We start from the raw sequence: 26,853 nt of genomic DNA, 5'->3' as shown, positions 1-26,853 counted from the left end.
TTCTCCTTACTTACTAATCACTATCAATTCAATGTAAAATTAGCCGTTTTTCTCACCGACTGCATTGATTGCACGGGCCAGACTTGCCATAATTTGGTTGATTCCGGATGCAATTTGCGTTGTCGGAGCATTGAGTCCTCTTGCTATTTGAGAAAGAAGCTCTGCTTTAGAAGGAAGCCCAGCGATTGCTTCCACTCCTGATTTATCCAATACCTGGCCATCCATATAGCCAGTCTTCACTTCCAATTCTTTCTTATCTTTAGCGAAGTCTTTGCAAACTTTCGCTATCGCAGGGAGAGATTCAGTGGAAAATATTGCTGCCAAAGGGCCTTTGTAGGCATCTCCAAACTCGATGGATTTGTCTTTGTGTGCGGAAGATTCTTTCAGAGCACGAAGAAAGAGATTGTTTTTGATCACTTTCATTTCGGAACCTTCTTTACGAAGTTTCGCTCTGAGGTTAGACATATCTTCTACCGTCAAACCGCTGTAAGAAGCCAAAATGAAATTCGGCTTATTCTCTAGTCTTGTTTTTAATTCAGATACTGCTTCAATATTTGCTGCGTTTGCCATGGTATTCTCGTTAAATGTTCGCGTTTACTAATTCTTTTACGTCCACTTTCACACCGATTCCCATTGTAGCGGAAACGGAGAAAGAACGGAGGTAGTCACCTTTCGCATCGGAAGGTTTGTCTTTCATAAGAGCGGCAACAACTGCATTGATGTTGTCTTGAAGTTTGTCATCAGAGAAGGAAATTTTACCTACTCCCAAATGAACCACTCCCCCTTTATCAGGGCGATACTCGATACGACCGGCTTTCAATTCTTTCACGGCTTTAGCGACATCGGTAGTTACCGTTCCCGCTTTCGGCTTAGGCATAAGACCTTTACGACCAAGAACCGGACCAAGCTTTCCTACTTCCTTCATCATGTCTGGAGTAGCAACGCAAGCATCGAACTCTGTCCAACCGCCGGAAACTTTTTCGATCAAATCCATATCGCCTACGAAATCAGCTCCAGCTTCTTTCGCTTCGTTTTGTTTGTCTCCTTTGCAGAAAACCAAAACTTTAATGGTTTTACCTGTTCCGTGAGGAAGAGAGATTGTTCCTCTTACGTTTTGAAGAGATTTATAATTGATTTTTGTCGAAATTTCTAGGGTTCCGTCAAATTTCGTATAAGAAGTAGACTTTGCAAGACCCACTGCGTCCGAAAGTGTATAGGACTTAGTGCGATCTACTTTATCTTTCAGTTGAATGTATTTCTTTCCGCGTTTCATAACTTATCTACCAAGATCCTCTTAGAGTTCTACGTTCACGCCCATGGAACGGCAAGTTCCAGCAATGATTTTCACTGCTGCGTTTAGATCGTTCGCATTGAGGTCTTCCATTTTTGTTTTTGCAATTTCTTCTAACTGGGCACGTTTGATGGTTCCCACTTTCGCAACGTGAGGAGTGGCAGAACCGGATTGAATTCCAAGTGCTTTCAATACCAAAAGAGCCGCTGGAGGCGACTTAGTGATAAAAGTAAAACTTCTGTCAGTATAAACAGTGATGACAACAGGAAGTTTGAGGCCGATTTGAGCCTTTGTTCTTTCATTGAATTGTTTACAAAATTCCATGATGTTCAAACCAGCTTGACCTAACGCAGGTCCTACTGGAGGAGCCGGGTTTGCTTTCCCTGCTTCTACTTGGAGCTTAATTTGTTTTACTACTTTCTTTGCAGCCATCTCGTTCTAAAATCCTTAACTTACAACTCAAACTAAAATTACGGTTCCGATTTCACTTGAAGATAGTCCAACTCCACAGGAGTGGATCTTCCGAAAATCTCAACTCTCACTCTCAATCTCCCTTTATCAGGGAAGATCTCATCTACAAGCCCGCTGAAATTAGCAAAAGGGCCGTCGATGATTTTCAAAGTTTCTCCCACTTTGAAAAGGAAACGAGGTCTTGCTACCTCTTCGGACTCGACACTTCCCACATCACTGAATAGATTTTTAATCTCATCCAAAGATAGAGGTTCAGGGCCTTTTCCTTTTCCACCAACAAAAGTAGAAACAGAAGGAAGATTCTGAATTTTAAATCTCAGATCATCCGTCATATTCATCTCAACAAGAACGTAACCAGGCATAAGTTTCTTCTTGGTTACTTTCTTCTTGCCGTTTTTCATTTCGGCAACGTCCATAGAAGGGATCTTCACCGAGAAAATTTGATCTTCCAATTTTTGTTGTTGGACCATTTTTTCTATATTGGTTTTGACCTTATTCTCATGACCCGAATAGGTCTGAAGGACGTACCATTTTTTTTCCGCAGACTCGCTCATTGTAATTACTCTGAATCCGTCCCCTACGCTGCCACCGACCAAAACCATTTTAATAGTTTTAGGAAGAGGTAATCAGATGTAGAAAGAAAAATCGAAAATATAATAACTGTTACAAGGACGACTATGGTGGAGCTAACCACTTCTTGGCGTGTCGGCCAATGAACTTTTTCCAGTTCGGCTTTGCATTCTTGAATGAAACTTGTGGCCTTCATCAACTCGTCCTAAAAAAACTTACTCTATTTCTTGGTAACCGCTGTTCTTTGGCAGGGCTGGAGAGAATCGAACTCCCACCAAGGACTTTGGAGATCCTAGTTCTACCATTAAACTACAGCCCTAAAAACAAGCCCTCTACCAGGCTTGAACTGGTGACCCCTTCCTTACCATGGAAGTGCTCTACCGCTGAGCTAAGAGGGCAATTCTGTTCCCACTTCAAAGCACGGGCTACCAAGCAGGGCTAGGTTTTTTACACTATTTTAAATAGGCTTGTTTGGTCAATGGAAAATGAGTTTATTTCCATGAATTCGGAAAAATTAACATAAATCTTCCCATCTCCCCGAAGATTTTTAGTTTTCAGGATTCTGGGTTCGATAATATGAATGCATCCTCACATTTGGAATGCATAGGATTTCGTTGTGGCAAAACCTTTCTTAGAATTAGAAGCACAAATACCAGATTTGGTAAAGGCAAATTCCAAAATTTCCGTTCGTTCTTCCCGAATGAACCGCCAACTGGAACAATACGTTTTGGCTGTCATTACCCAAATCCTTACGGAAATGAAACAAGAGCGTTTTATCGAAATGCTCTATACGATCACGAAAGAACTTACCATCAACGGAATCAAAGCCAACCAAAAAAGGGTTTTCTTCGAAGATGAAGGTTTGGAGATCACGAACGAAGCTGACTACGAAACGGGGATCAAAGACTACTCTAAACGATTCTCGGAAAAAATGGCAGAAGAATACGGACGCAGATGCCTAGCCCGAGGGGTTTATGTGCAGTTGAAGTTCCACTATTGTTTGGACGGACTTCTGGTAGAAGTGGTGAACAACACCCCTGTCATCAAAATGGAAGAAGTTCGGATGAGAGAGAAAATGAGAAAGTCCATGGAATACAACGACATTGCTGAATTCTATATGGACAATATGGATAATACTGAGGGCGCAGGATTAGGAATTGCGTTGATCATGATCCTTCTGAAAAACGAAGGTGTCGACCCTCACCTATTTAGAATCACAACTCATTCGGACAAAACAGTTGCCAGAGTAGAAATTCCTTTTACAGACAATTACGTTTCGATCCGAAGCGCCGAAATCGCAGATCTACAATAACCTAATTTCCTAGACGTTCCCGAGTGCCCTTTCTAGTTTGGAGGGCATGGAATTAAAAGGTTCAACAGTACTTGTCACCGGTTCTGCCGGCGGCTTAGGGAAAGCAATGGCGCACCGCCTAGGAAAACAAGGCGCCCAAATCGTTCTTTCTGACATTCAAAAAGATAAATTAGACGAAACGGTATCTTCTTTCCAGAAAGAAGGAATCGAAACAATCGGAATCGTGGCCAATGTTGCCAAGGAAAAAGACTGCGTTCGATTGATCCAAGAATCCGTGGCTAAATTCGGAAAGTTGGACGTAGCAGTTCTCAACGCAGGGATCTTAAGAGACGGACTACTCATTCGAGTGGACAAAGAAACTGGAAAAGTCAAAGGCAAGATGGGAATCGACCAATGGCAGTCCGTAATCGATGTCAACCTAACCGGAGTTTTTTTATCGGGAAGAGAAGCGGCAGCGCATATGGCGGAACAGAAAAAAGGAATCATCATCCCTATCGCCTCTATCGCTATGCATGGAAACTCAGGCCAAACCAATTACAGCGCAGCAAAAGCGGGAGTGGCCGCCATGACGGTAACCTGGTCGAAAGAACTTTCCCGTTTCGGAATCAGAGTGGCAGGGATTGCGCCCGGTTTTATCGGAACGGAAATGGTAATGAAAGATATGAACCCGGAAGCATTGGAGAAGTGGAAATCAGTGATCCCTGTAGGAAGATTAGGGGAACCGGACGAAATCGCGCAAACTGCTCAATTTATCATCGAAAATGATTTGGTGACAGGGGTCGTACTTGAAATTTCCGGCGGGGTGAGAATTTAACAATTGATATATTAGAAAATTCTCTTTCACTTTATAGAGAAGACGGAGTGTTTTGGGGTTTGTACGATTGATTTTAATTTAGTAAATTTTTTTACAAAATAAAAAAAATTCGTAGTCCCCAAGGCACTGTTTTCGTCATAAGAATATAACGGATTACGTTTGATGAAAATAAAAACTGAATTAACGAAACAACAATTGGATCAAGCCATTAAGGGGATCCAAGGAATCGCGCACCCAATTCGACTTTTGATTCTTTATACTTTGGCTAAAGAAGAAAAATCGGTGGGGCAATTGGTAGAATTGTTGGGAACCAGCCAATCAGCTGCCTCTCAACATTTGAGTAAAATGAAAAACAACGGGATTTTAGATTCGAGAAAATCGTCCAATCAGGTTTACTATACCTTAAAGGATCCTAAATTCAAAGAATTGATCAATACCATTGTTAAAGTTTATAAAAAATAAAAAAAAGTAGAAACGACCTTAACTAAAGCCCTTCTTTTCGAAGAAGGGCTATATAATCCTTCGCTGCCTCTTCCAGGCTTGTAAATCCCTGATCATACCCTGCCTTTAACAATCGATCGATATTTGCACAAGTATAGTACTGGTATTTTCCCTTAAGAGACTCAGGCATATCGACATACTCGATCCGAACATCCTTTTCCATCGCGCCAAAGAGAGACTGCGCCAAATGATTCCAAGTTTCCGCAATCCCTCTTCCTACATTATAGATGCCTGTCTTATTTTCCCAAAGAAGAAAGAGAGTGATTTTACTTGCGTCCTTTACATAAAGGAAATCCCTTTTTTGTTCTCCGTCTTTGTATTCAGGTCGGTATGACTTAAACAAATTCAATTTACCGGTATCCCTGATCTGTTCGTATCCTTTGAGCACAAGACTTCTCATATCTCCCTTATGTTCTTCTCCGAAGCCAAACACATTGAAATATTTTAAGCCGGTGATATGATCTGCCATTCCTGTTTTAGCAGCGTAAAGATCGAATTGATGTTTGGAGTATCCGTACATATTTAACGGTTTCAATGACTTCAAGGAAATCGAATCATCGTAACCGAACTCTCCGTCCCCATAAGTAGCCGCACTGGAAGCATAGACGAAAGATATTTTTCGATCCACTGCGATATGTGCCAGATCTCTAGTGAATTCATAATTGTTTTGGATCAGATAACTTGCATCTTTTTCCGTTGTCGCAGAACAAGCACCTAAGTGAACGATATGAGTGATGTCGTCGAAGAACTTATCCTTCGACTGGATTTTTTTCCGGAGTTCGTCCTTTTCCAAATAATCGAGATATAAATTGCGTCGTAAATTTTTCCATTTTTCGGAAGTACCTAAATGATCGGAGATGATGATGTCTGTGATTCCTTGTTCATTTAAGTCCTGAACCACTTGAGATCCGATGAGCCCTGCTCCGCCTGTGACTAAGATTCGATTTGTTTTCATGGAGTGATTACTTTATTTTTTAATTCCGTATATAATTCCATAAATTTATCGTTCGGAATCTTTCCTTCTTCGTCTCTGGAAAGTTCCGGTTTGATTCTTTGTACGAAAAACATATCGATGGTTCCTTTGTTTTTGGCCTCGATCTTACCCCTATATTCGCAGTCGAAAAATTCTTTCACAGCTTCGTATGTGTCTCTGGAAATATTCACCTTCCCGATCTCTCCGGAAGATTCCATCCTGCTTGCAGTGTTCACCGTATCTCCCCACATATCATAAGCGAATTTTTTGTTTCCGATCACTCCCGCTACCACAGGACCGGAATGGATTCCGATTCTAAGTTCCCAATAAGGAAGTCCTTGATTGATTCGTATCGACTTCGCCGTTTCCATAAAGTCTTTGATTTCCATTGCGGCTCTCACTGTATCCACAGGATGAGTGCTGTTCACTTCGGGCAATCCTCCCGCAGCCATGTAGGAATCTCCGATGGTTTTCAATTTTTCCAGATTGTACATTTCGGTGATTGCATCGAACTGAGCGAAACACAGATCCAATTGTTCCACAAGTTCCTTGGGTTTCATGAACTCCGCCACATCAGTAAACCCTTTGAAGTCGGTGAACAAAACGGATACATCGGAAAAATATTCAGGTTCATCATAACCTTGATGTTTCAATCTGTCCGCAATTTTCTCAGGGAGAATGTTTCTGAGAAGCCTCTCCGACTCTTCCAAACTTTTTTCCAATGCTTGGGCTTTCTGGCGGATCTCTATCTGCGCTTCCATCAATTCTTTATTTTGTTTGATGGTGTTCTCGTAAATGGAAAGGAGCATCTGCAGGATGTGCATTTTGTCCGCAGTGATCTGATATTCTCTTCCCGCATAATGGATTTGAACAGGCGGCTCTTGAATGGTATTTTCGATCGGATTGTTCAATAAGGCATCGATTCGATACATCAAAAAAGTTTCGTCGTAAGGTTTGGTCACATAACCGTTCGCCCCTACTTCGATCCCTCGGATGATATCTTCCGGTTCGGATAACGAAGAACAGATGACTAAAGGAATTTTAGAATATTCAGGATGGGATTTCACTGCTTTGCAAAATTCGAATCCGTCCATCTCCGGCATTTCCACATCCGTTATGATGAGATCGGGAGAAAAGTTCTCCAGAAGTTTAAGAGCTTCCTTTCCGTTTTTTCCCCATTCCGTGACAAAACCTCTGGAAGTAAGAAGTCGTTTTAAAACCACTCCTTGGATGGAATTGTCTTCTGCAAAAAGGATCTTTTTAGACATGACTCAGCTCCAAAATTCTTTTGGAAATTCGATTCAAAGGAAGAACTTCCCTGGCAGCACCCAACTCGAAAGCGACTCTAGGCATTCCGAATACCACGGAACTAGATTCGTCTTGGGCAATCGTATAACCACCGTTCTTTTTGATATGAAGAAGTCCTTCCGCTCCGTCATCTCCCATACCTGTCAGTAAAACCGCAAGCACCTGGTTTTTAAATTCCCTAGAGGCGGATAAAAACAAACGATCTACGGATGGTCGATGGCCTTTGACATGAGCCTCTTCGGAAACGGAAACCTTTCCGTTCTCCAAAACCAAATGACGGTCATCCTTAGGAAAATATATCTTTCCTGGCAAAGGAGAAATCGCTTCTTTTACAAGAACCACTTCCAATTTTGAAGTTTGATTCAACCACTCCACCAAACTTTCCGAAAAACCTGTGCTGATGTGCTGAACACAAAATACGGGAAGGGGAAAGGAAGAAGGAAGAGAATTTATGATTTCCAAAAACGCCTGAGGTCCTCCCGTGGAAGCCCCCATAAGAACCGCTTTGCATTTGTTTTGTGAAGGAGGATCTGCAACCGGTTCAGAAACTCCCGATAAATTGATGTTTGTGGAACCAGGATTCTTCTTTTTAAAAACGAAAACTCCCTTTAGTATTCGAATCTTTCGAGCCAGTTCCTCGGAAAGAAGAGAAACATCTCCTCCTGCCTTAGGTTTAGGAAGAACATCCACAGCACCTAATCTCAGAACATGAAATCTGTTGGCCTCCTCTTCTGTCTGAACCAAATCGGAAAGGATCAGAATCGGTTTTGGATTTTCTTCCATTACGATTTTAGTGAATTCGAATCCGTCCATCACTGGCATATTCAGATCACAAACAATCACATCCACGTCGTTCGTTCTCAAAAGATCAAGGCCCTCTTTGCCGTGTTTGGCCTGACCCACAATTTCTATATCTTCCAAAGAAGACAAAGCCTTGGAATAGGCCAGTTGAATGAGAGGATTGTCTTCCACGATCAGTACTTTGATTTTAGGCATATAATTAGGCGAGTAATCTTTCCACTGTATGAAGTAAAACGGTTTGATCAAATTGGGATTTGATCAAATAGGAATTGGCTCCCGCATCCTTTCCTCTCGCCACCTGCTCCTCTGAACCAAGGCTGGTAAGAACCACGATGGGGATTTCCTTTCCGGAAGTAAGGGATCGAATGTCTCGAACCAGCTGGATTCCGTCCTTCCTAGGCATCTCCACATCCGTCAAAATTAGAGAAAAATTTCCTCTTTGGAATTTTTCGAAAGCCTCTTGTCCATCTATAGCGGTCGTTACATGGTATCCGTGTTCTTCCAAAATTTTTTGAATTTGTACACGAGTGATCAAACTATCTTCCGCAATCAGAATGTTTCGAACCATTTTCGGCTGAGAAGATTCGATAGAAAGATTACTTAGGATCTGTTTTCCTCGGACTTCATTCAATAGTTCAGGAACCTGAACCATATAACAAATCTCACCCGATTCCAAGATTGTAGTACCTGCGAGCTTAGGAACGGACTCCAAAATTCCTCCGAAAGGCTTCAAAAGAATTTCTTGTTTGTCAATGATGGAATCTACGATGACGGCGAGTCTCTCCCCGTTATGCCTAAGCACGATGCAGGATAAAGATCCGTTCCCTTTGTTTTGTATCCCCTTCTCGAAAGAAACGGGAAGATAATCTCTCAAAGAAATCAAACGAGTGGGCTCATCCCCCCAAGAGATCACAAGTTTGCCGTCTATGTTTTGAATTTCCTCAGGCCGTATGAACAAACTTTGTTCGATGTATTCAGTAGGAATTCCATACTTCCAACCTTGAGAATGGATGATAAGAACATGATTGGTACTGAAATTTATAGGAAGTTTTAAAGTGAATTTCGTTCCTATCCCCAAACCGGAATCGATCGTGATGTTTCCTTTGAATTTTTCCACAAAGGTTTTCACTACATCCATCCCTACCCCTCTCCCGGAAACGTTTGTTACTTGGTCTTTCGTGGAAAAACCGGGATGAAAAATGATTTCATGGATTTCCGTTTCCGTAAATGTATCTAAAGTCTCAGAGGAATAAAGTTCTTTCTGGATGGCTCTTTGTTTGATTTTTTCCGTATTGAGCCCTGCTCCGTCGTCTTCTATCTCCAACCAAATGGCATTGTTGATTTGTTTTCCTTCGATGCGGATGCGAGCAGGATTGGGCTTTTGTTCTTTTTCCCTTTCTTGTCTGGTCTCGATTCCGTGATCCAATGAATTTCTAAGAAGGTGCATCAAAGGATCTTTTAATTCTTCTATTACAAGTTTGTCCGCAGTGACGTTTCCTCCTTCCAAAGTCAGATACACTTCTTTTCCCAATTCCCTGCTCATATCCCGAACGGTTCTGGGAAAAATATCAAATACGGAAGACAAAGGAAGAAGTCTTACGTTTTGAATCCCTTCCTCTATCTTACTTGCGATTAAGTCGAGTTTGGCGGAATCCTGAATGGACTTCACTTTCAGAGCGGAAAGTCTCTGCACAAGAGAGTCCCATTTTCTTTTTTCATCCGCATAAAGGGATCGAATGTTTTCCAAAAAACTGGGAGGAGCTCCCGCCTGTTTGGCAAGTTTTTCCAACGAAAGGAAAATTTTTTTCTTATCACTCCACTGTTTGTTCTGGTCTTCCACCTGAAACAAAAGGTCGAAAATCTCAGAGGCTCTTTTTTGAATTCGATTTTTACTTACTGTCAATTCTCCCGAATAACTGAGAAGGGAATCCAGTTTTACAGGATCAACCCGCATAGTATCGATTTTAAATTTGACAGCTTCCTGTTTTTTAACAGGAGCTTGCGGGACATTTTGAACGGGACGAGGCTCTGAAGTTTCTTTGACAGCAGAAGAAGTTCTTTCTTGAGGAACCTGATCATGCGCTGCAGATTCTTTCACAGCAACTTCCTTATGTTCCGAAGGAGGTGCAGCTTGCGGTTTTGTTAGTGATTCATGGCCGTGTAATATGGCGATGGTTTTTGCCAGATCGACATTTACTTTTTTTCCAGTGACGGCCTCTTCCACCAAAAGTTTCAGCATATCCAATGCATAATAGATGCGATCCGCATCTTCAGGCTGGTATCTTGTATATCCTTTGGTGAGCTTACCTAATTGATCCTCGAGAACATGAGTGATGCTTTCGATTTCCTTCAGGCCGAGTAGTCCCGCAGCTCCTTTCATACTGTGGGCTTCCCGAAAAATCGTTTTAAGAATCTCGGAATTGGCAGGATCTTTTTCTAATTCGAGAATACCAGATTCAATATTTTGAATATGTTCGGCACTATCGATTTGGAAAAGTTCCCGGAACTCCGGATCGTCTATCATCATACGATTGTTATCTTCTTACCGTCTACAGTTTGTTTGAGACTCAAAGTTGCTTCTTTCACCTGCTGAATTCCCAACTTCGTCTGTGTGATTCCCGTAGCGGTTTCTCCCGCTCCTCGGTTCAGACTCGTCATCGCCTGCACTACTTCGTTGATCGCAATGGACTGTTGTTTCACATTGAGAGTGATTTGTTCCGTGCTTGTGAACACGGCACTGATGGACTGAAACACTCCTTCGAAAGAACGAACCACTTCATTTCCTAAGATTGCGGAACGATCCACTTTTTTGTTTCCTTCCTCAGCCGCCATAACTGTGGAGTCGGTGGCTTTTTTGATTTCGGAAAGTATATCTTGGATTTTTTCCGCAGATCTTTTGGATTCATCCGCAAGCTTTCGAATTTCACCTGCGACCACCGCGAAACCTTTTCCGTATTCTCCCGCTCTGGCAGCTTCCACTGCGGCATTCAATGCGAGCATATTTGTTTGATTGGCGATGTCGGAAACAAGTCCGATGATATTTCCGATTTGGTTGTTTTTTTCGGAAAGATGTAGGATTTGATCGCTGATTACTAGTACCTTGTCTTTCAGCTCTTCCATGGAATGAACCATCTCTGAAATTCGGTGAGATCCTTCTTTGGCCGTTTCTTGCGCTTCTCTGGATTTTTCAGTTACCGTTTGCGATTGTTCTGCGGTGTGTTTCGCACTGGAACCTAGTTCCGCCATCGTGGTGCTTGTTTCGTTCACGGATGCGGACTGCATCTGTGCCGTTTTCTCTTGTTGTTCCACTGTCGCTGCGATCTCTCTTGTAGAGGAAGATAGAATCGTAACCGCTTTGATGATAGGGGTGGAAATCGCCCTGGCCACGAAGAAAGTCACTAAAACGACAACACTGATCAATACAAGAAATGCGATCAGGATTTTAACCTTAATTTCGTTTAACAATAACAAAGCGCTATCGGTCTCGTATTCTGAAATGAGAGCATATTTCGTTCCCATGATTTCTATGGGAGTGAATGCGGTGAAAACGCTTTCTCCTCTGTAATTCACGTCTTGTTTTACGCCGGAAACTTCATTGAAAGCGAGAGTGACCACGGGAGAATCGTTTCTTTTGCGGAGGATAAAATCCTCATTCTTAAACCTGTGGTCTGCCGTTCTGAATAGATTGTCTTTTCCGATTAGATAAACGGCACCGTTGTCTCCCAAAAAGCCGTCATGCATAGCTTCGTTGATTTCGTCGATCGGCATCTGCGCCATCAGCACACCTTCCGTTCTTCCTCCTACGATGATAGGAAGAGCGATGAAAGAAGCTGGATCATTATTGGATGGAGGATAGTTTTCGAAATCCGCAAATAAAACTTCGGAAGGATCATTTGCACTTCTTGCTCTTTTGAAAAGTTTACCTATGTTCGTATCTTTGTATTTTCCATCCAAAAGATTCGTGGCATAGTCATTTTCCTTAAAAACGGTATATAACAATGTTCCGTCCAAATCGACGATAAACAGATCGTAAAAATATTTCTGTTTGATGTATCTTCTGAAATAACTATGAAACTTTCGATGCACTTTGCTATAATCGGAACCGTCCAATGCATCGTCTAACTGCTCTTTTTTGCCGATCGGATTTGGATTTGAAAAAATATATTTTTCTTGAAGATAGGATTCTGCCCCTGCGCGGGAAGATTTTGCGGCAAGGGTTCTATATGCTTTTCTAAACTCGAACAAAGAGGTGGTGATATCGAGAGAACCGTCAAGAGCGATCATATCCGACTTTTTATTTTGGAAATAGGTCAGTATGTTTTTTTTCTTCGAATCCCTAATGTTATTCATCTGGCTTTCAAAATTCTGAACGATTGCGGATTTGGCGATAAACAGATAGGTAAAAGACATTCCTACCGAAACCAAAACCACGGAACCTATGGAAAAGATCAGTAGTCTGAGTCGTAAATTCATACTTTGAAAGAATCCGTTCCGTATTATATTTGCATCCATGCTCGTTTTCCTTAACTCTCTAATGTAATTCTTGTTTTGTTCGTTTCAGTATGGTGGATATATTCAATAAATTGATAAACCCGTCCCCGTGTTTGTAGGAAGACTGTATCATTCCTTCCAAATCTCTGGTTCCCAAAGGAGGAGGCCGTCTATCCTCTTCCTTTTTATAAACCACATCCACCAGCTCGTCCACAAGGATCCCGAACTGCTGGGAATCTTCCTTAATGATGACTACCTTTCCGAATCCGTACGGTCTGTCCGTTTGATTTCCCAGTATCTGATCCAATCCAAGAACGGGAAGCACTTCCCCTCTCAAATTCATACATCCTACCAAAAGATTCGTCACTCCGGGAAGAGGAGTGAGGTGGCTCGGATCCGAAAATTCCAGAACTGCATCGAGGGAAATTCCGTAACTTTCCTCGGACACCTTCACGATAGAAATCGGTTCCATTCCGCCTGTTTCGATCACTGTCGCCAAAGCGGTGTAAGAATCTTTTCTGGCATTCACTTCTTTATGTTCCGATTCGGACATAATCGAATAACAAAGATTATGCCAATTTAGTTTGGAGTTTTCCTCTCCTGGAAGAAAAAACTCATCCCAGTTTTTTCGTTTCGTATCGACTAACTGGATCGAATCGCCCTCTTCCGCAATGGATAAATCCCCATTCTCTCTTTGTTCCAAAGGTAGGAACATGTGCGGATGAAGCAGGCTCACCACTTTGTTTTTCCAAACTCTTTCTTCCCAGGCCCCCGTAGAATCGGGATGAATTTCTTTTTTGGGATCTTCCCAGGAGATCACTTCCAAAACATTCGTAATGGGAAGAGCCATTCCAGAATCTAACAAAAGCAGTTGGTAGGAACTTTTATAGGGGGAAGGTTCCGCTCCCCAGGAAAAAAATAAATCGAATACGGGGATGATTTCTCCTCTGAGAGGGAATGTTGCAAAAATTCCTTTGGATCCGAGTGTGGTAGGTGTGAGGGGGAGAAACCATAGGATTTCCCTGACAAATTGCGCCTTCAGCGCAAAATATCTATCTCTGATTTCAAATAACAACCAATCCGTGTTTTCTGCCATGAGATCTAAAGAGAAAGGCTCAGAAAATCATCCCATTCCGAGACCCAATTCCCCCTCTTCTTTATAAGGTCGACTTTGGCAGGGTCATTCTTGAGAAGGACCTGAGCTTGGGCTTGGTAACTCCTCGCCATTTTCCGATCCCCTTTCTCCCAAAAATAATTGGAAAGTTCGTAATAAGCTTCCACGGAATCAGGATCTTCATAAAGAACCTGTTTCCAAAAAAAATGGGCCTGCTCGTAGTTCGCTCTGTTTTTCTCCAAAAGCGCAGATTCTCTGGCAGTCGGTTTCGGTTCTTTTTTCTCCTCCGGACGAAGGGAAATCTGAGGCAGACTAAGAATAGGATCCAGGGGGAGTTTCTGTTTTGTTTCCTGCTTCAGAATGGAAGGTGTTTCCTTAGGAGAAGGGAAATTCTCTTTTAGGGAGGACTGAGGATTTTTTATGCGAGTTCCCTTTTTGAAATAACTTGTTTCTCCCGAAATCGAATGAGAGGATAGATTCTCAGGGAGAGCTCCCGAATGTTCCGCATGACCTAGAACGATGATTCCTCCGTCAAACAAGGATTTGGAGAAATTTTCCAATATGGATTCTTTGGCGTCATTTTCCAGATAAATAAAAACGTTTCTGCATACGATTAAATCGAAAGTTTCTTCCATAGGTTCCAGAAGATTTTTCTCAAAAAATAGAGTCTTGTTTTTGATCGCAGAATGAACGGATACCTGATTCGCATCTCGAATTAAATACTCTTCCATTCCCTCGGGAAGATGATTGCGAACGGAATAATTGGAATACACTCCCTTTTTTGCAATCTCCAAAGACTTCGATTGGATGTCTGTTCCTACAACCAAATAACTGTTCAACGCTCTCTTTTCGGAAAGAATTTCCAACATGCAGGAGAGGGTATATGCTTCCTCTCCCGTCGAACATCCTGCACTCCAAACGTGAAGATGGGTTTTACCGGTTAGTTTCAAATATTCCGGGATCAATGTTCCGAAGATCGCCTTCAATTGAACGGGATCCCTATGGAAATAAGTTTCGGAAATATTCAATGTGCGGAACAGCTCCGCCCAAAGAGAAGGAGAAGGATCTCGAATTAAACTTTTGAACTGAGATTCGTTGAAATGGTTTCGGATCAAATCCCATTTTTCGGGTGAATCGATCCTGATCCCTGCCTTCTTCAACAAAACATCGCTTAGTTCCTGATAATAAGGATCCATTATCCTCCGAACAGTTCAAAAATTTAGTATTATCTGAACATCGAATCTATGATCTTTCCGAATTTTTCGTCAACGTTTTTCGAAACTTTCGGATCGGGAGTCAAAACTTTAGGAATCCAAGGTTTCATTCTGGAATCAAATACAAGAGGAGCCTTGTGTCGGATGTGGTTATTTTCAACAATCTGCTTAGAATATAAGTCGGAAGCAGGCTCCATTCGGGTAAACATAGTCCAAATGAAGTCGTGATCGGAACGAACAGCATCCGAGGAGTCATCCACAAGAAATACGAATCGAAAGCCGGAAAGGTCCTCATCCAATAAAAGACGAGCCAAGTCGTCCTCCTTTCTGTAAGAAGAACCTTCTACAACCAACACTCCGGGAAGAAACACTTTAGGATTCTTAAATCTGGAATCTTTCAAAGGGCGGGAGAATTGAGTGGGAAGATTTTTATATTTGGGTTCTCCCGTTTCGCTGATTCCCATAATCAGCATCTTACTTCCTTTGTTCACCCTTCCACTTGTGTAATCCAAACTGTCTTGGCTGATATGATTGAATACATGAATATCCGTTTCCAAATCACATCGCTCCACGATGGTTTTGAATGTTTCCGAAAAGTTCTTCAAAGAAACATTTTCGTTTGTAACTAACAAACATTTAGTGAGAGACAACTGCCCTTCTCCCAAAATGCGAAGGGCTCCCATAAAGGCTTCTCTGTAATATCTTTCTTTTACGACTGCCGCCGCCAAAGAATGGACTCCCGATTCTTCATAAGCCCACACTCCCACTACCTGCGGCATCACCAAAGGGAACATAGGAGAAAGAAGATCTTGGAGAAATTCAGCGATATAATGATCTTCTTGAGGAGGCCTTCCTACGACAGTGGCCGCCCAGATCGCATTCTTTCGATAATGCACGGAACGAACATCCATATAAGGATAATCATGTTGTAAAGAATAGTAACCGTAATGGTCTCCGAACGGTCCTTCCGGTTTTCTTTTGTTAGGTGGAATGTCACCGATGATTGCGAAATCGGCGTCTGCGACGATAGGATAAGGAGAAATTTTGGAGTCCCTGGTGATTCTTAATTTTTCTCCCATAAGAAAGGAAGCGAATACCAACTCGGGAATTTCTTCCGGAAGAGGAGCGACTGCCGCGATGGTAAGTGCGGGAGGACCGCCAACATAGATATGAGCCGGCAAAGAATTTCCCCTCTTCTCCGCTTCATAATAATGAAACCCTCCTCCTCTATGGATTTGAATGTGCATGCCTGCGGTGTTCTCATCGAATAATTGAATTCGATACATTCCCAAATTTCCGTTTCCCGATTCAGGATGCTGGGTATAAACTAACGGAAGTGTGACGAATGGACCTCCATCCTCCGGCCAGGACACGAAATTAGGAAGTGCTTTCAGATTTTCAGGGAAAAGATGATTCTCCAAAACAGGAGCTCTTCCGATCCGTTTCATCCCCACCAAAAAAGGAAGAAGTGCCAGAGATTTTTCCTTCCAAAGTTTTCCCAGTTTAGGAGGAAGAATTTCCTTCGCCAACGTAGCCAATCTCTGAATGGTCTGAACCGGCTTTTCGCCGAATGCCAAATGGATTCTTTTTTCGGAGCCGTACAAATTGGTCGCAACGGGAAACCTGGTTCCCTTTACCTTGGGGAAAAGAAGTGCGGGGCCTTTCCTAGTGACCACCCTTCTTTGGATCTCTGCCAATTCCAGATAGGGATCGACTTCTTCCGGGAAAACAAATACTTCCTTCTCCCTAGAGAGAAGCTGGATAAAATCATGAGTAGAACGTAAACTTGCCATAAAAAAAGGGTGGAAAACTAATCTTCCTCGATTAGACTATAGCGACAAGTTTTTCATTTTTATGTCTGAAGCAAATCATCCTTCTCAATCCACTTCTTCCATCACCGATATCAAACGAATCGCAGTTTGTGGAGGTTCCCTAGGACGGGAAAGAAGGTCCTATATCCGCGGCCAAGTTGTGGACATCGGAATCACGGACTTAATGAGGGCGGAAGGTCTTTGGGATTTGGTCACAGGGCTTTTTTCCGGGGACGAAAGAAGAATCACTCCCTTTCTGGATTTTTCATTAGCGCCTGTTAGAAAACCTGTCTTAAGAATCGAAATCTACAACGATATAGGTCACAAAATTTTTACCTCAGCAAAGGTAAAGGCGGATGAAGACGGCTTTTTCTCCTGCGAGATTCGCGACAGACTTCCCGTCGGCAAACATACGTTTCATGTCATTCTGGAAGGTTTGGACAGTTTCCGCCAATACTCGAAAGACTTAGCGCATCTCAATTCCAACGAAGATTCCATTCTGGGAAAAACCACAATCGTGGGAAAAGGCAAATTGAGGATCTTAGCGGAAGAATATACGGGACTCATAGTGACTTCAGATATAGACCAAACTTATCTTGCGACAGACATCCACTCAGGCAAAGGAAAGTTTACGACCCTGTTCGAAACTCCGGAGCAAAAAAGAGCTCTTCCCGGAATGCCCGAATTGTACCGCCAACTGAGAAGAAGCTTGAACAACGCTCCCCTTGCCTTTATTTCCGCAAGCCCTCACTTTTTTCGCAGAACCATGCTTGCTACGATCGCAAATCATAAAATCGAAATCGAATCCCTGCATTTGAAGTATCTGGAAGGAACCATCAAAGGGGTTTTCGACAAAGTGATCGATACGATTTTTAATCCTATCGATTTTCTGCAAAACGGATTCAAACCGGCCTGGTCCAGAACCAAAAAATTTCTAGGGGCATCTTACCAAAGTTTGTTCGACCAAATGTCCTATAAACTTTCCATTCTTCTTTACGACAGAGTCTTTCAACCAACTCACTCTCAAGAGATCCTGATGGGGGACAATACCGAATCCGACTATATGATCTTCACATTGTATCAATTGATTTGCCTTGGCAAAATCGAAGGGGATGCTTTGGAAGATTATCTTTATGAACTTAATTTTTTAGGCAGAGATGCGATCACAAGAGACGCAGCAAAACGCATTAGAAAATTAGGAGAAGAAAATATTAGAATACACGGAAGAATTAATCCGGTTTCCCTCTCACTCATCAACCAGACGGAAAAAGGACCTAAACACGAGGAAATGAAAAAGCTGGTAATGGAAGCTCTCCCTCAGGGTGTCTGGGATCAAGTATTCAAAAAGGAAGACGCTTTTTTCGGAACGGAAGGGGCTTTGGGAATGAGTGTGATTCTGCACTCGAAAGGGCATTTGGAATTTGCCCAAGTATTCCCTGTGGTGGGAGAAATGATAGGAAAATGGGTGGCGGGCGGAACGGTTATCGACGAAACCCAGATTTTGTCAGGATTAGACAACCTAACAGTTCCGGAGTTCGCAGAAGGCGACAGAAAGATGTTGAAAGATCTTTTAGAAAAAGCGTTTAAAGGGACAATTTAGATATTGCCAGGCGATCAGCATTATACGATTCTTCCATCTTAGAATGCTGCAGGCTGTCACAACAAGGCTGAGATCTCTTCCTTCCAATCAGTTAATTAATTATTTACTATTATCGTTTTTCCTAGTTTTAGGTTCCTATCTTAGAATCAAAAACTTGGATCTGCAATCTCTTTGGTATGATGAACTCTTTTCCGTCATACATTCCTCTCTTCCGAGCCTCTCAGATACTTATAGATCTTTTTGGGAAGAAACCAATCCTCCTTTGCACGGATTGATTCTGCATTCTTGGATTCAAATTTTTTCCAACTCGGTCCATTCTGTTCGAGGATTAAGCGTTTTGTTCGGAATTATAAATTTATCCTATTTGGGATATATCGCTTACAAAGAGAAAAGCCAACGATACGTTTATTCATTTATTTTGTTTTCCGTATCTTTCGGAGCGATTTATTATTCGCAAGAAGCAAGAGCATACTCTCTTTTGATGTTATTATCTTCGATTCTTACTATTTATTTCTTAAAGTTACTTTCTTTTTCGAAAGAGGAAGATAGAAGAGAATCGGTCAAAAACTGGAGTGTTTTCCTCATTACTGGAACACTCGCCTCATACACTCATTATTTCGGTTTTTTATTTTTAGGTCATCTCTATTTATTAATGACCGTTCATTTTATCATCAGCAAAAAAAATAAAGAACTGATCGTAACTCTCCTTCTGGGAGCACTACAGATACTATTATTTTCTCCAGAATTGTACAAAATCGCTTTCATCTTACCCTACTCTACCAGAATCAATTGGGTTCCGGAAACAGGAGTTTTCGTATATTTCGAAATTCTAAACTATACTTTTTATCTGATGCCCTACAAAGGACTCCCGATTGTAGTTCTGGTTCCTGTCGCATTTCTCGCTTATCTTTTATTTCAATCGAAGCACTTCAAAACTTTCTTTTCTGCAAAAGAAAACAGCAAACTTTCCATGGAAGCGGTGTATCTTTTTTCACTCATCGTACTGTTTTTAACGAGCACCGCTCTCGTTTCTATTTACAAACCGATCCTTACGGGAAGAAATCTTTTAGTTTTGAGTTTTCCCGCCATCCTGCTTGTTTCTCTCCTGATCGAATCAGCAAAAATTCTTAGACCTACGAACAAACTTGTCATAGTTTCTTGTTTTGCGGTATTTTTCGCATCATCGATTTCTAAAGGTTACTACAAACCGTTCAAAATGCACTACAAACAATCGTTAGTTATGATTATGACAGAGGCGAAGGAAGGAGAAAAAGTTTACTCGCATTCTTTTCAGGAATTTTACGACTACTATCCTTCCGTTTTGGAAAATCCGAAACAGATTCACGTAGAAAATTTTCCGAAAAAGAATGGAAACTTCGATTGGAAGAAACTAGACGAGCTGAAACCCAAAGAAAGGATATTTCTCATCGATGCTGAAATTCACGGAACGTTTCAGAAAAAAGAACTTTCTGAAATTAAAAAGAGGGTGAGCAGGATGGATACGATCCCCGTTTTCGGAATCAATATCTTCATCCTTACCAAATAGCAGAGAAGAGGCGGGAATTGAAAAGCGGAAAAGGCTTAGAGCCAGTTGCCGCCTTTAGGGAAATATTTCACAGGCATTCCTTGTTTGAAAAACTTAGACTTAGACTGGATCCAGTTGAAATAAACGATGTGGCGAAGAGCAGCCACCCCGTCTTTCCAAGTGATCTTTTTGCCTTCCAGATAATTTCTAGGATAATAAGAAATAGGAAATTCCTGAACCTTGATTTTCAAGCGGGCAATCTTTGCAGTGATCTCAGGCTCGAATCCGAATCTTTTGGACTCCAATTCAACGTTCTGCACGATTTCCGCTTTGAACACTTTGTAACAAGTCTCCATATCTGTGAGATACAACCCGCTTAGAAAATTGGACATCATCGTGAGGAATCGATTGATTAAATAATGGAAGGTTCTATGAACCTGTCTGCCGTCTTTCTTAAAACGAGAACCGTACACCACGTCCGCTTTATCACGCAATACAGGATCTACGAGCATAGGGATTTCATCCATATCGTATTCGAAGTCCGCATCTTGCACAAGTATGACGGAACCTGTAGCCGACTCTATCCCTCTTTTCAAAGCGGCACCTTTGCCTTGATTGATTTCTTGGAGGAGAATTTGATGTTCTGATCGGAATTTGAATGCACTTAAAATTTCTCTCGAATTGTCTTTGGAACAATCGTCAATAAGAACCAGTTCCTTTTTTACCGGCAAAACCAATGCGTCGATTTTTTCCAAAAACTCCTGAAGATGGCCCGATTCGTTATAAATAGGAATGATCAATGAAATTTTGGAAGAAGAAGTTTGTTTCGATTTGGTTACTTTTGCCATCTATTTAAAGTCCTAAAAGTTGAGTTTTTATTTTAAGTTTCTTTTTGCTACGTAAAAATTAAGGTTGGGAAGACTCTCTTCGTCCCTGCAAAAGATTTCTTCAAAACAAGAATCTTTCGCTTCAATATCCACAAGAAGAACCCTAGAAGCATCTACTTGGGAAGCGGTCAAAAATTGACCTATTTCTTCTTTTGTTACATGATATTGTTTTTTCTCAAAAAAATAAGTTTGTAGATTTTTGGGAAGTCCAGTTTCCAAAAACACGATCGTATCCTGCGGTTTGGAAAGAATTAATTTCGAAATCAAAGATACAGTTTTATCCGACTCTCGAACAAACTGAACGGTTTTCCATAATTGTTTTACAGAAAATCCGAAACATAGTAGAAAAACGATAAGAGCTGACAGTTTCCCTTTCCCGGAAAACTTTAAGATATCTTTTACAGCAAGAGCAGTAAAAAGAAAAAAGGAAGGATACACTCCGAATAGATAACGAGGAGAAAGATGATCTCCATGATTCGGCGCAGTGAAAAGTATCAAACTCATGGAAAGAATAGAGACTGTGAAAAAAAGAAATTCATTGGATTTGTAATCTTTCCATTTCCCCTCCTTTCCGAAATGAAACAGCCCGAAAAGAAAGAACAAAAGCAAATAAGGGGATTGATAGAAAAACCCTCTCAACTTTCCGAATAAAGTTTCGTAAACCACATCTAACTTGGAGTTTTCGATTGTAATCGGATCGTTCATAGTCAAGAGATAACGGAACCCTAACGGATGGCCGTGAATGGATTGATTCAAAGCGAAAAGGGAAACCAAAAGCAGCAAAAAACCGGGGGCGAAATAAAAACAAAGCTCTTTGAATTTGAATCTTCCCGTAAGAAAAGAAAGAGAAGTCCAGGCAAATACAGTAAAAATAAATTCCAATCGAAAGAAGAGAGAAATACCGCAGAAAATCCCCGCCCAAATCAAAAGCCTGCGGTTTTCCAACATAGCACTCAGTAAGAAGAAAATTCCGGTATATAAAAGACAAACAGCGATCGAATATTCATGAATCGCCATATTATATGTGAACATGGTCGTTCCCAAAAGGAGCCCAAAGGAAGATAAAACGGATAAACGAATTTCTTTCGTAAATAAGAATACGATTCGGAATAGAAAAAACAAAGAAACAGATAAAGAGAAAGCCTGTAGTAGATAAACAGAAAGATTGGAAGAAGTCAAAGGGCGAACGATTGAGATCACCAAAGGAAAATAAGGTGGGAAATCGATATAGAATTTCCCGTTATATTCCCCTAAAAAAGGTTTTAAAAAAGGAAGAAACAACCCCTCAGGGTCGAATCCTTTCCCGGAGTAATCGAATGCGAATGTGGAATATCCGGAATGAATCAGGTCCATCATCTGGAGCCACATAAAACCGGAATCTCCATAAACAGTAATAAAGTCTTTTTTTAGAAAGAAAAACAAAGAAAGAACAGATGCTAAAAAAAGAAAAAAGACCTTAATCATTGTTTTTGGCCCAAGTAAAGGATTGATTCAAATTATAATTAGTCACAGTTGCAAATATAATACCGATTAGGTTGGCAATATAAGTCACCTGCTCAGGAAAAAAATCGGGACAATAAGACTGAAACAATCGCACTAGAAAAAACCAAGAAGAATATTGAATCAAAAAACCGAACAAACTCACTCCGTTGAATTGAAAGAAACCCACAAGCTGATTCACAAAGCCCGTTTTTTTTCTGCTGGAGAAAGTCCAATGGTTGTTGAATAAAAAGTTGGAAACAACACTGAGTTCGAACCCGAATGCGACCGCAAAGGAAGGAAGAAGAATGTCTTTACCTTCTAAAGAATTTGTATCCATACCGAAACATTGAATGTAGCCCCATTGACCGAATAAATTCACGAATATACCGATGGTTCCGGTAATCGCATACTTAATGAACTGCCAGGAAATGAATCTTCCAAAACGAAGATCGATAAGAGCAACTAAGTATTGTTGCATGACTGTCCCTGATAGTTTCGTTTCTCCGAATTCTCTTTTTCGGAAAGAATACCCGACTTCTCCCACTCGAATGCCAGGGTTCCTTGCTAAAAATTCCAATAATATTTTAAAGCCGAGAGGGTTCAGTTTGTTTTTGGAGCTTTCAAATAAAGTTCTTCTTAATACGAAAAATCCGCTCATTGGATCCGTGGTAGAAATGGGAAGGAGGATCTTCGCCATCAAAGTTGCGCCGTAACTTAAGAAACGACGAAACCATTTCATCTCGCCGTAACTACCCTCTTCCGTTCTACGAGAACCTACAACCAGATCTTTCTCTTTCAAAAGATCCAACATTTTAGGAAGAATGGATTCGTCATGCTGCATGTCCGCATCCATCACTCCGAGGGAATCTCCTTTTGCGGAAGCCATTCCTGCAAGCACGGCACTAGACAGGCCTTTTTCATTCACTCTTCGAATCACTCTTACATTTGCATTCGTGAGGGAATATTCCTGCACCCATTCCCAAGTTCGATCGGGAGAATCATCGTCTACAACTAACACTTCATACTTCAAATTGTTCTTTTGAAACAAGTCGGACAGTTTGGGTAGAAGAACCTTTAGATTTTCTTTCTCGTTGTATGTGGGAAGTATCAGTGTAAACATATCACTCCGTTATGCTTTTGAATGGATCCCAAAACTGCCTCAAAGCAAAAACTTCCTCCTTAAATTTAGGAGACAAGGAAGAGCTCAAATGCAGATGGATGAGATGAAAATGAACAGGATTGTTGGGATGGATCTGAATCGCAATCCCTAAAGAATGCAGAGCTTCGGAAATAAATTTTTCCCCAGGGGAATCAATATTTAATTTCACAAAGTAAAGCGCCTTATATTGACTAAACTCTTCACTGGGAAACCAGGAAAAAAAAGTATCCGCATAAGGATGTTTCCACTCTCCCAATTTTTTAGGTTCGGGAGTTAAGTCCGCTACCTTCAAATTATGAAAGAAAAAACTCTTGGAAAGTTCATGTTTCACATTTCCAATCATTCGGATCTTAGTCACATTCAACACGACAGCTGCCAACACTGCAAACATCAATAGGGAGAATAAATAAGTGGGGCGAAACTTTCCGGAAACGGTAGGATGCATCGAAGAAATCAGAAAACCTATAAAAACGGAAATAGGAATCATCAAAGGAGATTCGAATGCGTTCAAATCCATAAGACCGTGAATTGCAAAAGCGAATAACACTAAATAGGAAAGGGTCGTCAGATTGAAAATTTCCAGTTTTTCGGAAAGCACCGTTTTCAAACCAGAATACAATAAATAAAGCAGACAGCACAAGAAGAAAACGGTCCCGACAATCCCGAACGAACTGAACCATTGAATGTAAATATTATGCGCCTGAGGAAAGGCATGAAAAACCCTAAAATAATCGGTGATTCTGTCTGTAAATTTTGCGACTTCAAACCAGGGAATGTAAAAGAACAGCCTTGTCTCAGGATGAGCACCGAACCCGAACAAAGGAGATTCCATAATTGTCTGTGTTAGATGATAATACCAAATCGAATTTCTGGATTCTACAGAGGAGAATGCGAACGCTTTCGGATTCGTAAAAACAAAAAGAGTCAAAACCCCGATCAGAAGAGACAGAAGGATCCAAAGATGCCCTTTTTTCTGGCGACTTAGAAACCAATACACACCTACAAAACCTGCGGAAAGGATGGCTGTGTATTGAGAAGTTCTGGAGTTGGAAAGAAACAAAAGTATGATAGTGCCTAAAAACAAAATCAAAGCGAAGCTCAGCGCCGTTTTTCTGCTGGGAAAAACAGAACGTGCAAAAAAAGAAATCAAAAGCCCCAACAGAGCGACGGCACCTATCTGACTGATATGAGAACCTGCCAGCACAAAACTAGAGTTAATAACATTTTCCTTCTTCAATAATTTATGCACAACGGAAAAATTTAAAAATAGAATCTCCGCAAGAAGGAAGAGAAATAGAATTCTTAATAATTGTTTTTTCCTTTGCAAATCCATCTTCGAGACGATCAGAATCAAAAAAAAGGAAACGAAATAATACAAAAAATAAGTCACAGAATCAAATAACATTCCATTGACGATCCAAGTAAATACCGCAACAAGAACTCCGAAAAGAAAAAGGTAAAAGGTTTTTAAGGAAACACGATTCGATTTGGAAGTCAGAAAAAAAAGAACAAGAAAACCAAGGAGTATATTCAATTGGAATTCATCTACCATAAAGTATAGGGAATGCATTCCTAAAACAATTCCCAATGCATACAAACGGAACGTTTCCAAATCACATTTACGATATAAATAGATCAAATAGAACAAAGATCCGTAATGAAGAGACCTCAGAAATTGTTTATTGACAAGCTCCGAATATACTAAATGAGTTTGTGCGGAATAACTGATCGAAACCAGAACCGAAGCGGAAAGCAATAAAAACAAAAAGTTCTCTTTTATTTTCTCCACGGACAACTTGATGCTCCCCAAAAGAAGGAGAGAAAAAGAATAAAACAAAAGATTATTTCTCGCAACAATCAGCGATTGATCACCTAATACGGAAAAGACTAAAAAAAGAGAATAAAGAAGGGAAATAATTTGATACAAATAAGTCATAAATTCTAAATTTTCTCCGCAAAAACGATTGTGATCCCGTTGAGTTTCATCTCCTCTTTAATCTTTAAAGGGAGTTTATTGAGATATAGAGGCGTTTGAAAACGCGGGTGTATTTTTTTAGGTATGTCTGGAGAGATATAAATCGAATCGGGACTGAGCAAAAAGACCAAGTTTTCCTTCGCAGGAACTTTCTCCAAAAAGGAATTTCCTTCTGTGTTTCCAGTCAACTGAACATGTTTTTTATCCAGAAACGATCTTCCCATAAAGATGGAAGTATATAAGCTGGAATGAACTACGTAATTTTCGGATTTACCCAGCCAAGTCTGTAGGATTCCCATCTCCTTTGCAGAATTCCTCAGTATTTTCAAACCTTCTTTTGTGGAATGGTAATTAAAATAAAAAGAAACGATAATGGAAATAAACAATAAATAGGCGGGAATTTTTCTCTTCGAAAGATCCTCACGGGATAATAAGAATCCGAAAGAAAGGATCAATAGAAAAAAAGACGGTTCCAAATACCTCAAACCGAAATAACCCACCCCTCCGTAAAAAGTAACAGTCAAAGGAATAAGAATCATGGAACCTACCGCCGCAGTGATTCCAATGAAAATGAATTTATGTCGATATAAAGTTCGATACAATGAAGCGAATGTGACAAGCATCACTCCTACAAAAGGTTGGAACCGTAAAATTCCCACCATCACTGAATCACCGAATAAATAGGCCTTCAGAAGCTGAAAACGAAGCAATAACCCTGCAGAAGCGTTCTCATTGTCCTGGATAGAAGAAACGTAACGAAATCCTAAGATATGCCCGGATACGGAAAAATTATAAAAAAACAAAAACAAAGCAGGAATTGTAAACCCCACTCCCATCCAAAACGAAAACTTAATATTCTTATGATAGGTAAACGAAAATGCAAATAACAAAACAAATGGGATCAGAATTTCAAGCCGTAAAACAAACGCTAACCCCAGAAACAATCCTGACAAAAAGAAAGTTTTTATTGAAGCCCCCTCTTCTTCCGTTCGGAAAAGAAAAAAGTAACCGATCAAATACAAAAGGATGAAAAGAGGATTCTCAGTATAATCGATCGCCGTCACCAAAGGGAAGGAAAAGAAGGAAAGTAAAACCAGAAACGCCCGAAGGGATCCGTGCAAGTTCCACCCTCGAAAGACCCAATCTAAGAACAAAATCGCAGCAGCATAAAAAAATAAAGGAATCCAAAAAACTGCCTGGAGAGAAAACAACTTCCAAACGAAAGTTCCTATCCAAAGGAAAAAAGGAGGATATTCCAAAACACAAGGCAAACCTTCCGCATGAAAAATAGCCCAGGGATAATGAATCGGATAATAAGAGTAAGACGGATCAATCTCCTTTGCTGGATAGACACACTCTAATGAAAAAGGCCCGGATTCTTTATATTGAAAAGACTGGTACAGCTTGATGGCACCGTCACTGGTTACATACGGCCCGGATTGATCCAATTGACTGCGAAAACTGAAAATAAATCCGATGAGAACGATATATATCAAATATGGGAAAAAACGGGAAACATTGGAAAACAGATTTTTTAAGGATATCATCATTTTG

The 26,853-nt window shown here is 40.9% G+C and carries 23 protein-coding genes and 2 tRNA genes; 5 read left to right on the top strand and 20 right to left on the bottom strand.

Annotation, left to right across the window (positions count from 1 at the left end; translation table 11 throughout):
* Window positions 1–39 precede the first annotated feature (39 nt).
* The 7 genes from rplJ to EHS15_RS13065 all read right to left on the bottom strand — a co-directional run bounded on the left by rplJ (window position 40) and on the right by EHS15_RS13065 (window position 2,730).
* Entirely contained in the window at window positions 40–570 is a 531-nt protein-coding gene (gene rplJ / locus EHS15_RS13095; RefSeq protein WP_135761022.1) for a 50S ribosomal protein L10, read from the bottom strand.
* A 10-nt stretch (window positions 571–580) separates the two neighbouring features.
* Window positions 581–1,273: a 50S ribosomal protein L1 gene (rplA, locus tag EHS15_RS13090; RefSeq protein ID WP_135761021.1), complete on the bottom strand. Its 693-nt coding sequence runs from the start codon at window positions 1,271–1,273 to the stop codon at window positions 581–583.
* A gap of 21 nt (window positions 1,274–1,294) precedes the next feature.
* A complete protein-coding gene (gene rplK, locus EHS15_RS13085) occupies window positions 1,295–1,723 on the bottom strand; it encodes a 50S ribosomal protein L11 (RefSeq protein WP_135761020.1) in 429 nt (142 codons plus the stop codon).
* A gap of 38 nt (window positions 1,724–1,761) precedes the next feature.
* Window positions 1,762–2,316 carry a transcription termination/antitermination protein NusG gene (gene nusG / locus EHS15_RS13080; protein WP_135761019.1) on the bottom strand — a complete coding sequence of 185 codons (555 nt, stop codon included), beginning with the start codon at window positions 2,314–2,316 and terminating at the stop codon, window positions 1,762–1,764.
* A 23-nt stretch (window positions 2,317–2,339) separates the two neighbouring features.
* Window positions 2,340–2,528 (bottom strand): preprotein translocase subunit SecE, encoded by a 189-nt coding sequence (gene secE / locus EHS15_RS13075; protein WP_135761018.1) that lies wholly within the window; start codon window positions 2,526–2,528, stop codon window positions 2,340–2,342.
* 49 nt (window positions 2,529–2,577) lie between these two features.
* Window positions 2,578–2,651: transfer RNA gene (locus tag EHS15_RS13070), tRNA-Trp, on the bottom strand.
* Between the two features lie 7 nt (window positions 2,652–2,658).
* Window positions 2,659–2,730: transfer RNA gene (locus tag EHS15_RS13065), tRNA-Thr, on the bottom strand.
* 218 nt (window positions 2,731–2,948) lie between these two features.
* Between EHS15_RS13065 and EHS15_RS13060 the strand changes: the two genes are divergently transcribed.
* The 3 genes from EHS15_RS13060 to EHS15_RS13050 all read left to right on the top strand — a co-directional run bounded on the left by EHS15_RS13060 (window position 2,949) and on the right by EHS15_RS13050 (window position 4,920).
* The gene (locus EHS15_RS13060; RefSeq protein WP_135761017.1) at window positions 2,949–3,644 is read left to right on the top strand and encodes a histidine kinase; all 696 of its coding nucleotides are present in this window, start codon (window positions 2,949–2,951) and stop codon (window positions 3,642–3,644) included.
* Between the two features lie 46 nt (window positions 3,645–3,690).
* Complete coding sequence (locus EHS15_RS13055) at window positions 3,691–4,458, top strand: SDR family NAD(P)-dependent oxidoreductase (RefSeq protein ID WP_135761016.1); 768 nt, start codon at window positions 3,691–3,693, stop codon at window positions 4,456–4,458.
* A 162-nt stretch (window positions 4,459–4,620) separates the two neighbouring features.
* A complete protein-coding gene (locus tag EHS15_RS13050; protein WP_135761015.1) occupies window positions 4,621–4,920 on the top strand; it encodes an ArsR/SmtB family transcription factor in 300 nt (99 codons plus the stop codon).
* Window positions 4,921–4,942: 22 nt separating this feature from the next.
* Here the strand turns inward: EHS15_RS13050 and rfaD are convergent, their stop codons facing one another.
* The 8 genes from rfaD to EHS15_RS13010 are packed head-to-tail and all read right to left on the bottom strand — an operon-like array spanning window position 4,943 to window position 16,653.
* On the bottom strand, window positions 4,943–5,914 hold the full coding sequence (gene rfaD / locus EHS15_RS13045; RefSeq protein WP_135761014.1) for an ADP-glyceromanno-heptose 6-epimerase: 972 nt from the start codon (window positions 5,912–5,914) through the stop codon (window positions 4,943–4,945).
* A complete protein-coding gene (locus tag EHS15_RS13040; RefSeq protein WP_135761013.1) occupies window positions 5,911–7,200 on the bottom strand; it encodes an adenylate/guanylate cyclase domain-containing protein in 1,290 nt (429 codons plus the stop codon). Before EHS15_RS13040 ends, rfaD begins: the two co-directional genes overlap by 4 nt.
* Complete coding sequence (gene cheB / locus EHS15_RS13035) at window positions 7,193–8,236, bottom strand: chemotaxis-specific protein-glutamate methyltransferase CheB (RefSeq protein ID WP_135761012.1); 1,044 nt, start codon at window positions 8,234–8,236, stop codon at window positions 7,193–7,195. Before cheB ends, EHS15_RS13040 begins: the two co-directional genes overlap by 8 nt.
* A gap of 4 nt (window positions 8,237–8,240) precedes the next feature.
* Complete coding sequence (locus tag EHS15_RS13030; protein WP_135761011.1) at window positions 8,241–10,568, bottom strand: hybrid sensor histidine kinase/response regulator; 2,328 nt, start codon at window positions 10,566–10,568, stop codon at window positions 8,241–8,243.
* Complete coding sequence (locus tag EHS15_RS13025) at window positions 10,565–12,514, bottom strand: methyl-accepting chemotaxis protein (RefSeq protein WP_167884235.1); 1,950 nt, start codon at window positions 12,512–12,514, stop codon at window positions 10,565–10,567. The genes EHS15_RS13030 and EHS15_RS13025 overlap by 4 nt, the downstream gene beginning before the upstream one ends.
* A 58-nt stretch (window positions 12,515–12,572) precedes the next feature.
* Window positions 12,573–13,628 (bottom strand): chemotaxis protein CheW, encoded by a 1,056-nt coding sequence (locus tag EHS15_RS13020; RefSeq protein ID WP_135761009.1) that lies wholly within the window; start codon window positions 13,626–13,628, stop codon window positions 12,573–12,575.
* A gap of 5 nt (window positions 13,629–13,633) precedes the next feature.
* Window positions 13,634–14,842: a CheR family methyltransferase gene (locus EHS15_RS13015; protein ID WP_135761008.1), complete on the bottom strand. Its 1,209-nt coding sequence runs from the start codon at window positions 14,840–14,842 to the stop codon at window positions 13,634–13,636.
* Between the two features lie 29 nt (window positions 14,843–14,871).
* Window positions 14,872–16,653 carry a UbiD family decarboxylase gene (locus tag EHS15_RS13010; RefSeq protein WP_135761007.1) on the bottom strand — a complete coding sequence of 594 codons (1,782 nt, stop codon included), beginning with the start codon at window positions 16,651–16,653 and terminating at the stop codon, window positions 14,872–14,874.
* 61 nt (window positions 16,654–16,714) lie between these two features.
* Between EHS15_RS13010 and EHS15_RS13005 the strand changes: the two genes are divergently transcribed.
* Complete coding sequence (locus tag EHS15_RS13005; RefSeq protein ID WP_135761006.1) at window positions 16,715–18,271, top strand: phosphatase domain-containing protein; 1,557 nt, start codon at window positions 16,715–16,717, stop codon at window positions 18,269–18,271.
* A gap of 43 nt (window positions 18,272–18,314) precedes the next feature.
* On the top strand, window positions 18,315–19,817 hold the full coding sequence (locus tag EHS15_RS13000; RefSeq protein WP_135761005.1) for a glycosyltransferase family 39 protein: 1,503 nt from the start codon (window positions 18,315–18,317) through the stop codon (window positions 19,815–19,817).
* Window positions 19,818–19,852: 35 nt separating this feature from the next.
* On the opposite strand, the gene EHS15_RS12995 is transcribed toward EHS15_RS13000, so the two are convergent.
* Genes EHS15_RS12995 through EHS15_RS12975 form a run of 5 tightly spaced genes read right to left on the bottom strand, consistent with a single transcriptional unit; the run spans window position 19,853 to window position 26,849 of the window.
* Window positions 19,853–20,644, bottom strand: a complete 792-nt coding sequence (locus EHS15_RS12995) for a glycosyltransferase family 2 protein (protein ID WP_135761004.1) — start codon at window positions 20,642–20,644, stop codon at window positions 19,853–19,855.
* 27 nt (window positions 20,645–20,671) lie between these two features.
* Window positions 20,672–22,147, bottom strand: a complete 1,476-nt coding sequence (locus EHS15_RS19260) for an LA_3751/LA_3752 family putative glycosyltransferase (protein WP_210416346.1) — start codon at window positions 22,145–22,147, stop codon at window positions 20,672–20,674.
* Complete coding sequence (locus EHS15_RS12985; protein WP_135761003.1) at window positions 22,140–23,285, bottom strand: glycosyltransferase; 1,146 nt, start codon at window positions 23,283–23,285, stop codon at window positions 22,140–22,142. The genes EHS15_RS19260 and EHS15_RS12985 overlap by 8 nt, the downstream gene beginning before the upstream one ends.
* 1 nt (window position 23,286) lies before the next feature.
* A complete protein-coding gene (locus tag EHS15_RS12980) occupies window positions 23,287–25,260 on the bottom strand; it encodes an O-antigen ligase family protein (protein WP_135761002.1) in 1,974 nt (657 codons plus the stop codon).
* Between the two features lie 5 nt (window positions 25,261–25,265).
* Window positions 25,266–26,849, bottom strand: a complete 1,584-nt coding sequence (locus EHS15_RS12975; protein ID WP_135761001.1) for an LA_3751/LA_3752 family putative glycosyltransferase — start codon at window positions 26,847–26,849, stop codon at window positions 25,266–25,268.
* Window positions 26,850–26,853 lie beyond the last annotated feature (4 nt).

It is taken from the genome of Leptospira idonii (assembly GCF_004770995.1).
Classification (GTDB): domain Bacteria; phylum Spirochaetota; class Leptospiria; order Leptospirales; family Leptospiraceae; genus Leptospira_A; species Leptospira_A idonii.
This window is presented reverse-complemented; position numbering and strand designations above follow the sequence as displayed.

Bases quoted from the DNA above. Each gene is read 5' to 3' on its own strand.
- nusG (WP_135761019.1), bottom strand. From the start codon at position 2,316: ATGAGCGAGTCTGCGGAAAAAAAATGGTACGTCCTTCAGACCTATTCG.
- EHS15_RS19260 (WP_210416346.1), bottom strand. From the start codon at position 22,147: ATGATTAAGGTCTTTTTTCTTTTTTTAGCATCTGTTCTTTCTTTGTTT.
- EHS15_RS13020 (WP_135761009.1), bottom strand. From the start codon at position 13,628: ATGGCAGAAAACACGGATTGGTTGTTATTTGAAATCAGAGATAGATAT.
- rplJ (WP_135761022.1), bottom strand. From the start codon at position 570: ATGGCAAACGCAGCAAATATTGAAGCAGTATCTGAATTAAAAACAAGA.
- rplK (WP_135761020.1), bottom strand. From the start codon at position 1,723: ATGGCTGCAAAGAAAGTAGTAAAACAAATTAAGCTCCAAGTAGAAGCA.
- rfaD (WP_135761014.1), bottom strand. From the start codon at position 5,914: ATGAAAACAAATCGAATCTTAGTCACAGGCGGAGCAGGGCTCATCGGA.
- EHS15_RS13015 (WP_135761008.1), bottom strand. From the start codon at position 14,842: ATGGATCCTTATTATCAGGAACTAAGCGATGTTTTGTTGAAGAAGGCA.
- EHS15_RS12985 (WP_135761003.1), bottom strand. From the start codon at position 23,285: ATGTTTACACTGATACTTCCCACATACAACGAGAAAGAAAATCTAAAG.
- EHS15_RS12975 (WP_135761001.1), bottom strand. From the start codon at position 26,849: ATGATGATATCCTTAAAAAATCTGTTTTCCAATGTTTCCCGTTTTTTC.
- EHS15_RS12995 (WP_135761004.1), bottom strand. From the start codon at position 20,644: ATGGCAAAAGTAACCAAATCGAAACAAACTTCTTCTTCCAAAATTTCA.
- EHS15_RS13025 (WP_167884235.1), bottom strand. From the start codon at position 12,514: ATGAATTTACGACTCAGACTACTGATCTTTTCCATAGGTTCCGTGGTT.
- EHS15_RS13055 (WP_135761016.1), top strand. From the start codon at position 3,691: ATGGAATTAAAAGGTTCAACAGTACTTGTCACCGGTTCTGCCGGCGGC.
- EHS15_RS13005 (WP_135761006.1), top strand. From the start codon at position 16,715: ATGTCTGAAGCAAATCATCCTTCTCAATCCACTTCTTCCATCACCGAT.
- EHS15_RS13000 (WP_135761005.1), top strand. From the start codon at position 18,315: ATGCTGCAGGCTGTCACAACAAGGCTGAGATCTCTTCCTTCCAATCAG.
- EHS15_RS13050 (WP_135761015.1), top strand. From the start codon at position 4,621: ATGAAAATAAAAACTGAATTAACGAAACAACAATTGGATCAAGCCATT.
- EHS15_RS13040 (WP_135761013.1), bottom strand. From the start codon at position 7,200: ATGTCTAAAAAGATCCTTTTTGCAGAAGACAATTCCATCCAAGGAGTG.
- rplA (WP_135761021.1), bottom strand. From the start codon at position 1,273: ATGAAACGCGGAAAGAAATACATTCAACTGAAAGATAAAGTAGATCGC.
- EHS15_RS13010 (WP_135761007.1), bottom strand. From the start codon at position 16,653: ATGGCAAGTTTACGTTCTACTCATGATTTTATCCAGCTTCTCTCTAGG.
- secE (WP_135761018.1), bottom strand. From the start codon at position 2,528: ATGAAGGCCACAAGTTTCATTCAAGAATGCAAAGCCGAACTGGAAAAA.
- EHS15_RS12980 (WP_135761002.1), bottom strand. From the start codon at position 25,260: ATGACTTATTTGTATCAAATTATTTCCCTTCTTTATTCTCTTTTTTTA.
- cheB (WP_135761012.1), bottom strand. From the start codon at position 8,236: ATGCCTAAAATCAAAGTACTGATCGTGGAAGACAATCCTCTCATTCAA.
- EHS15_RS13030 (WP_135761011.1), bottom strand. From the start codon at position 10,568: ATGATGATAGACGATCCGGAGTTCCGGGAACTTTTCCAAATCGATAGT.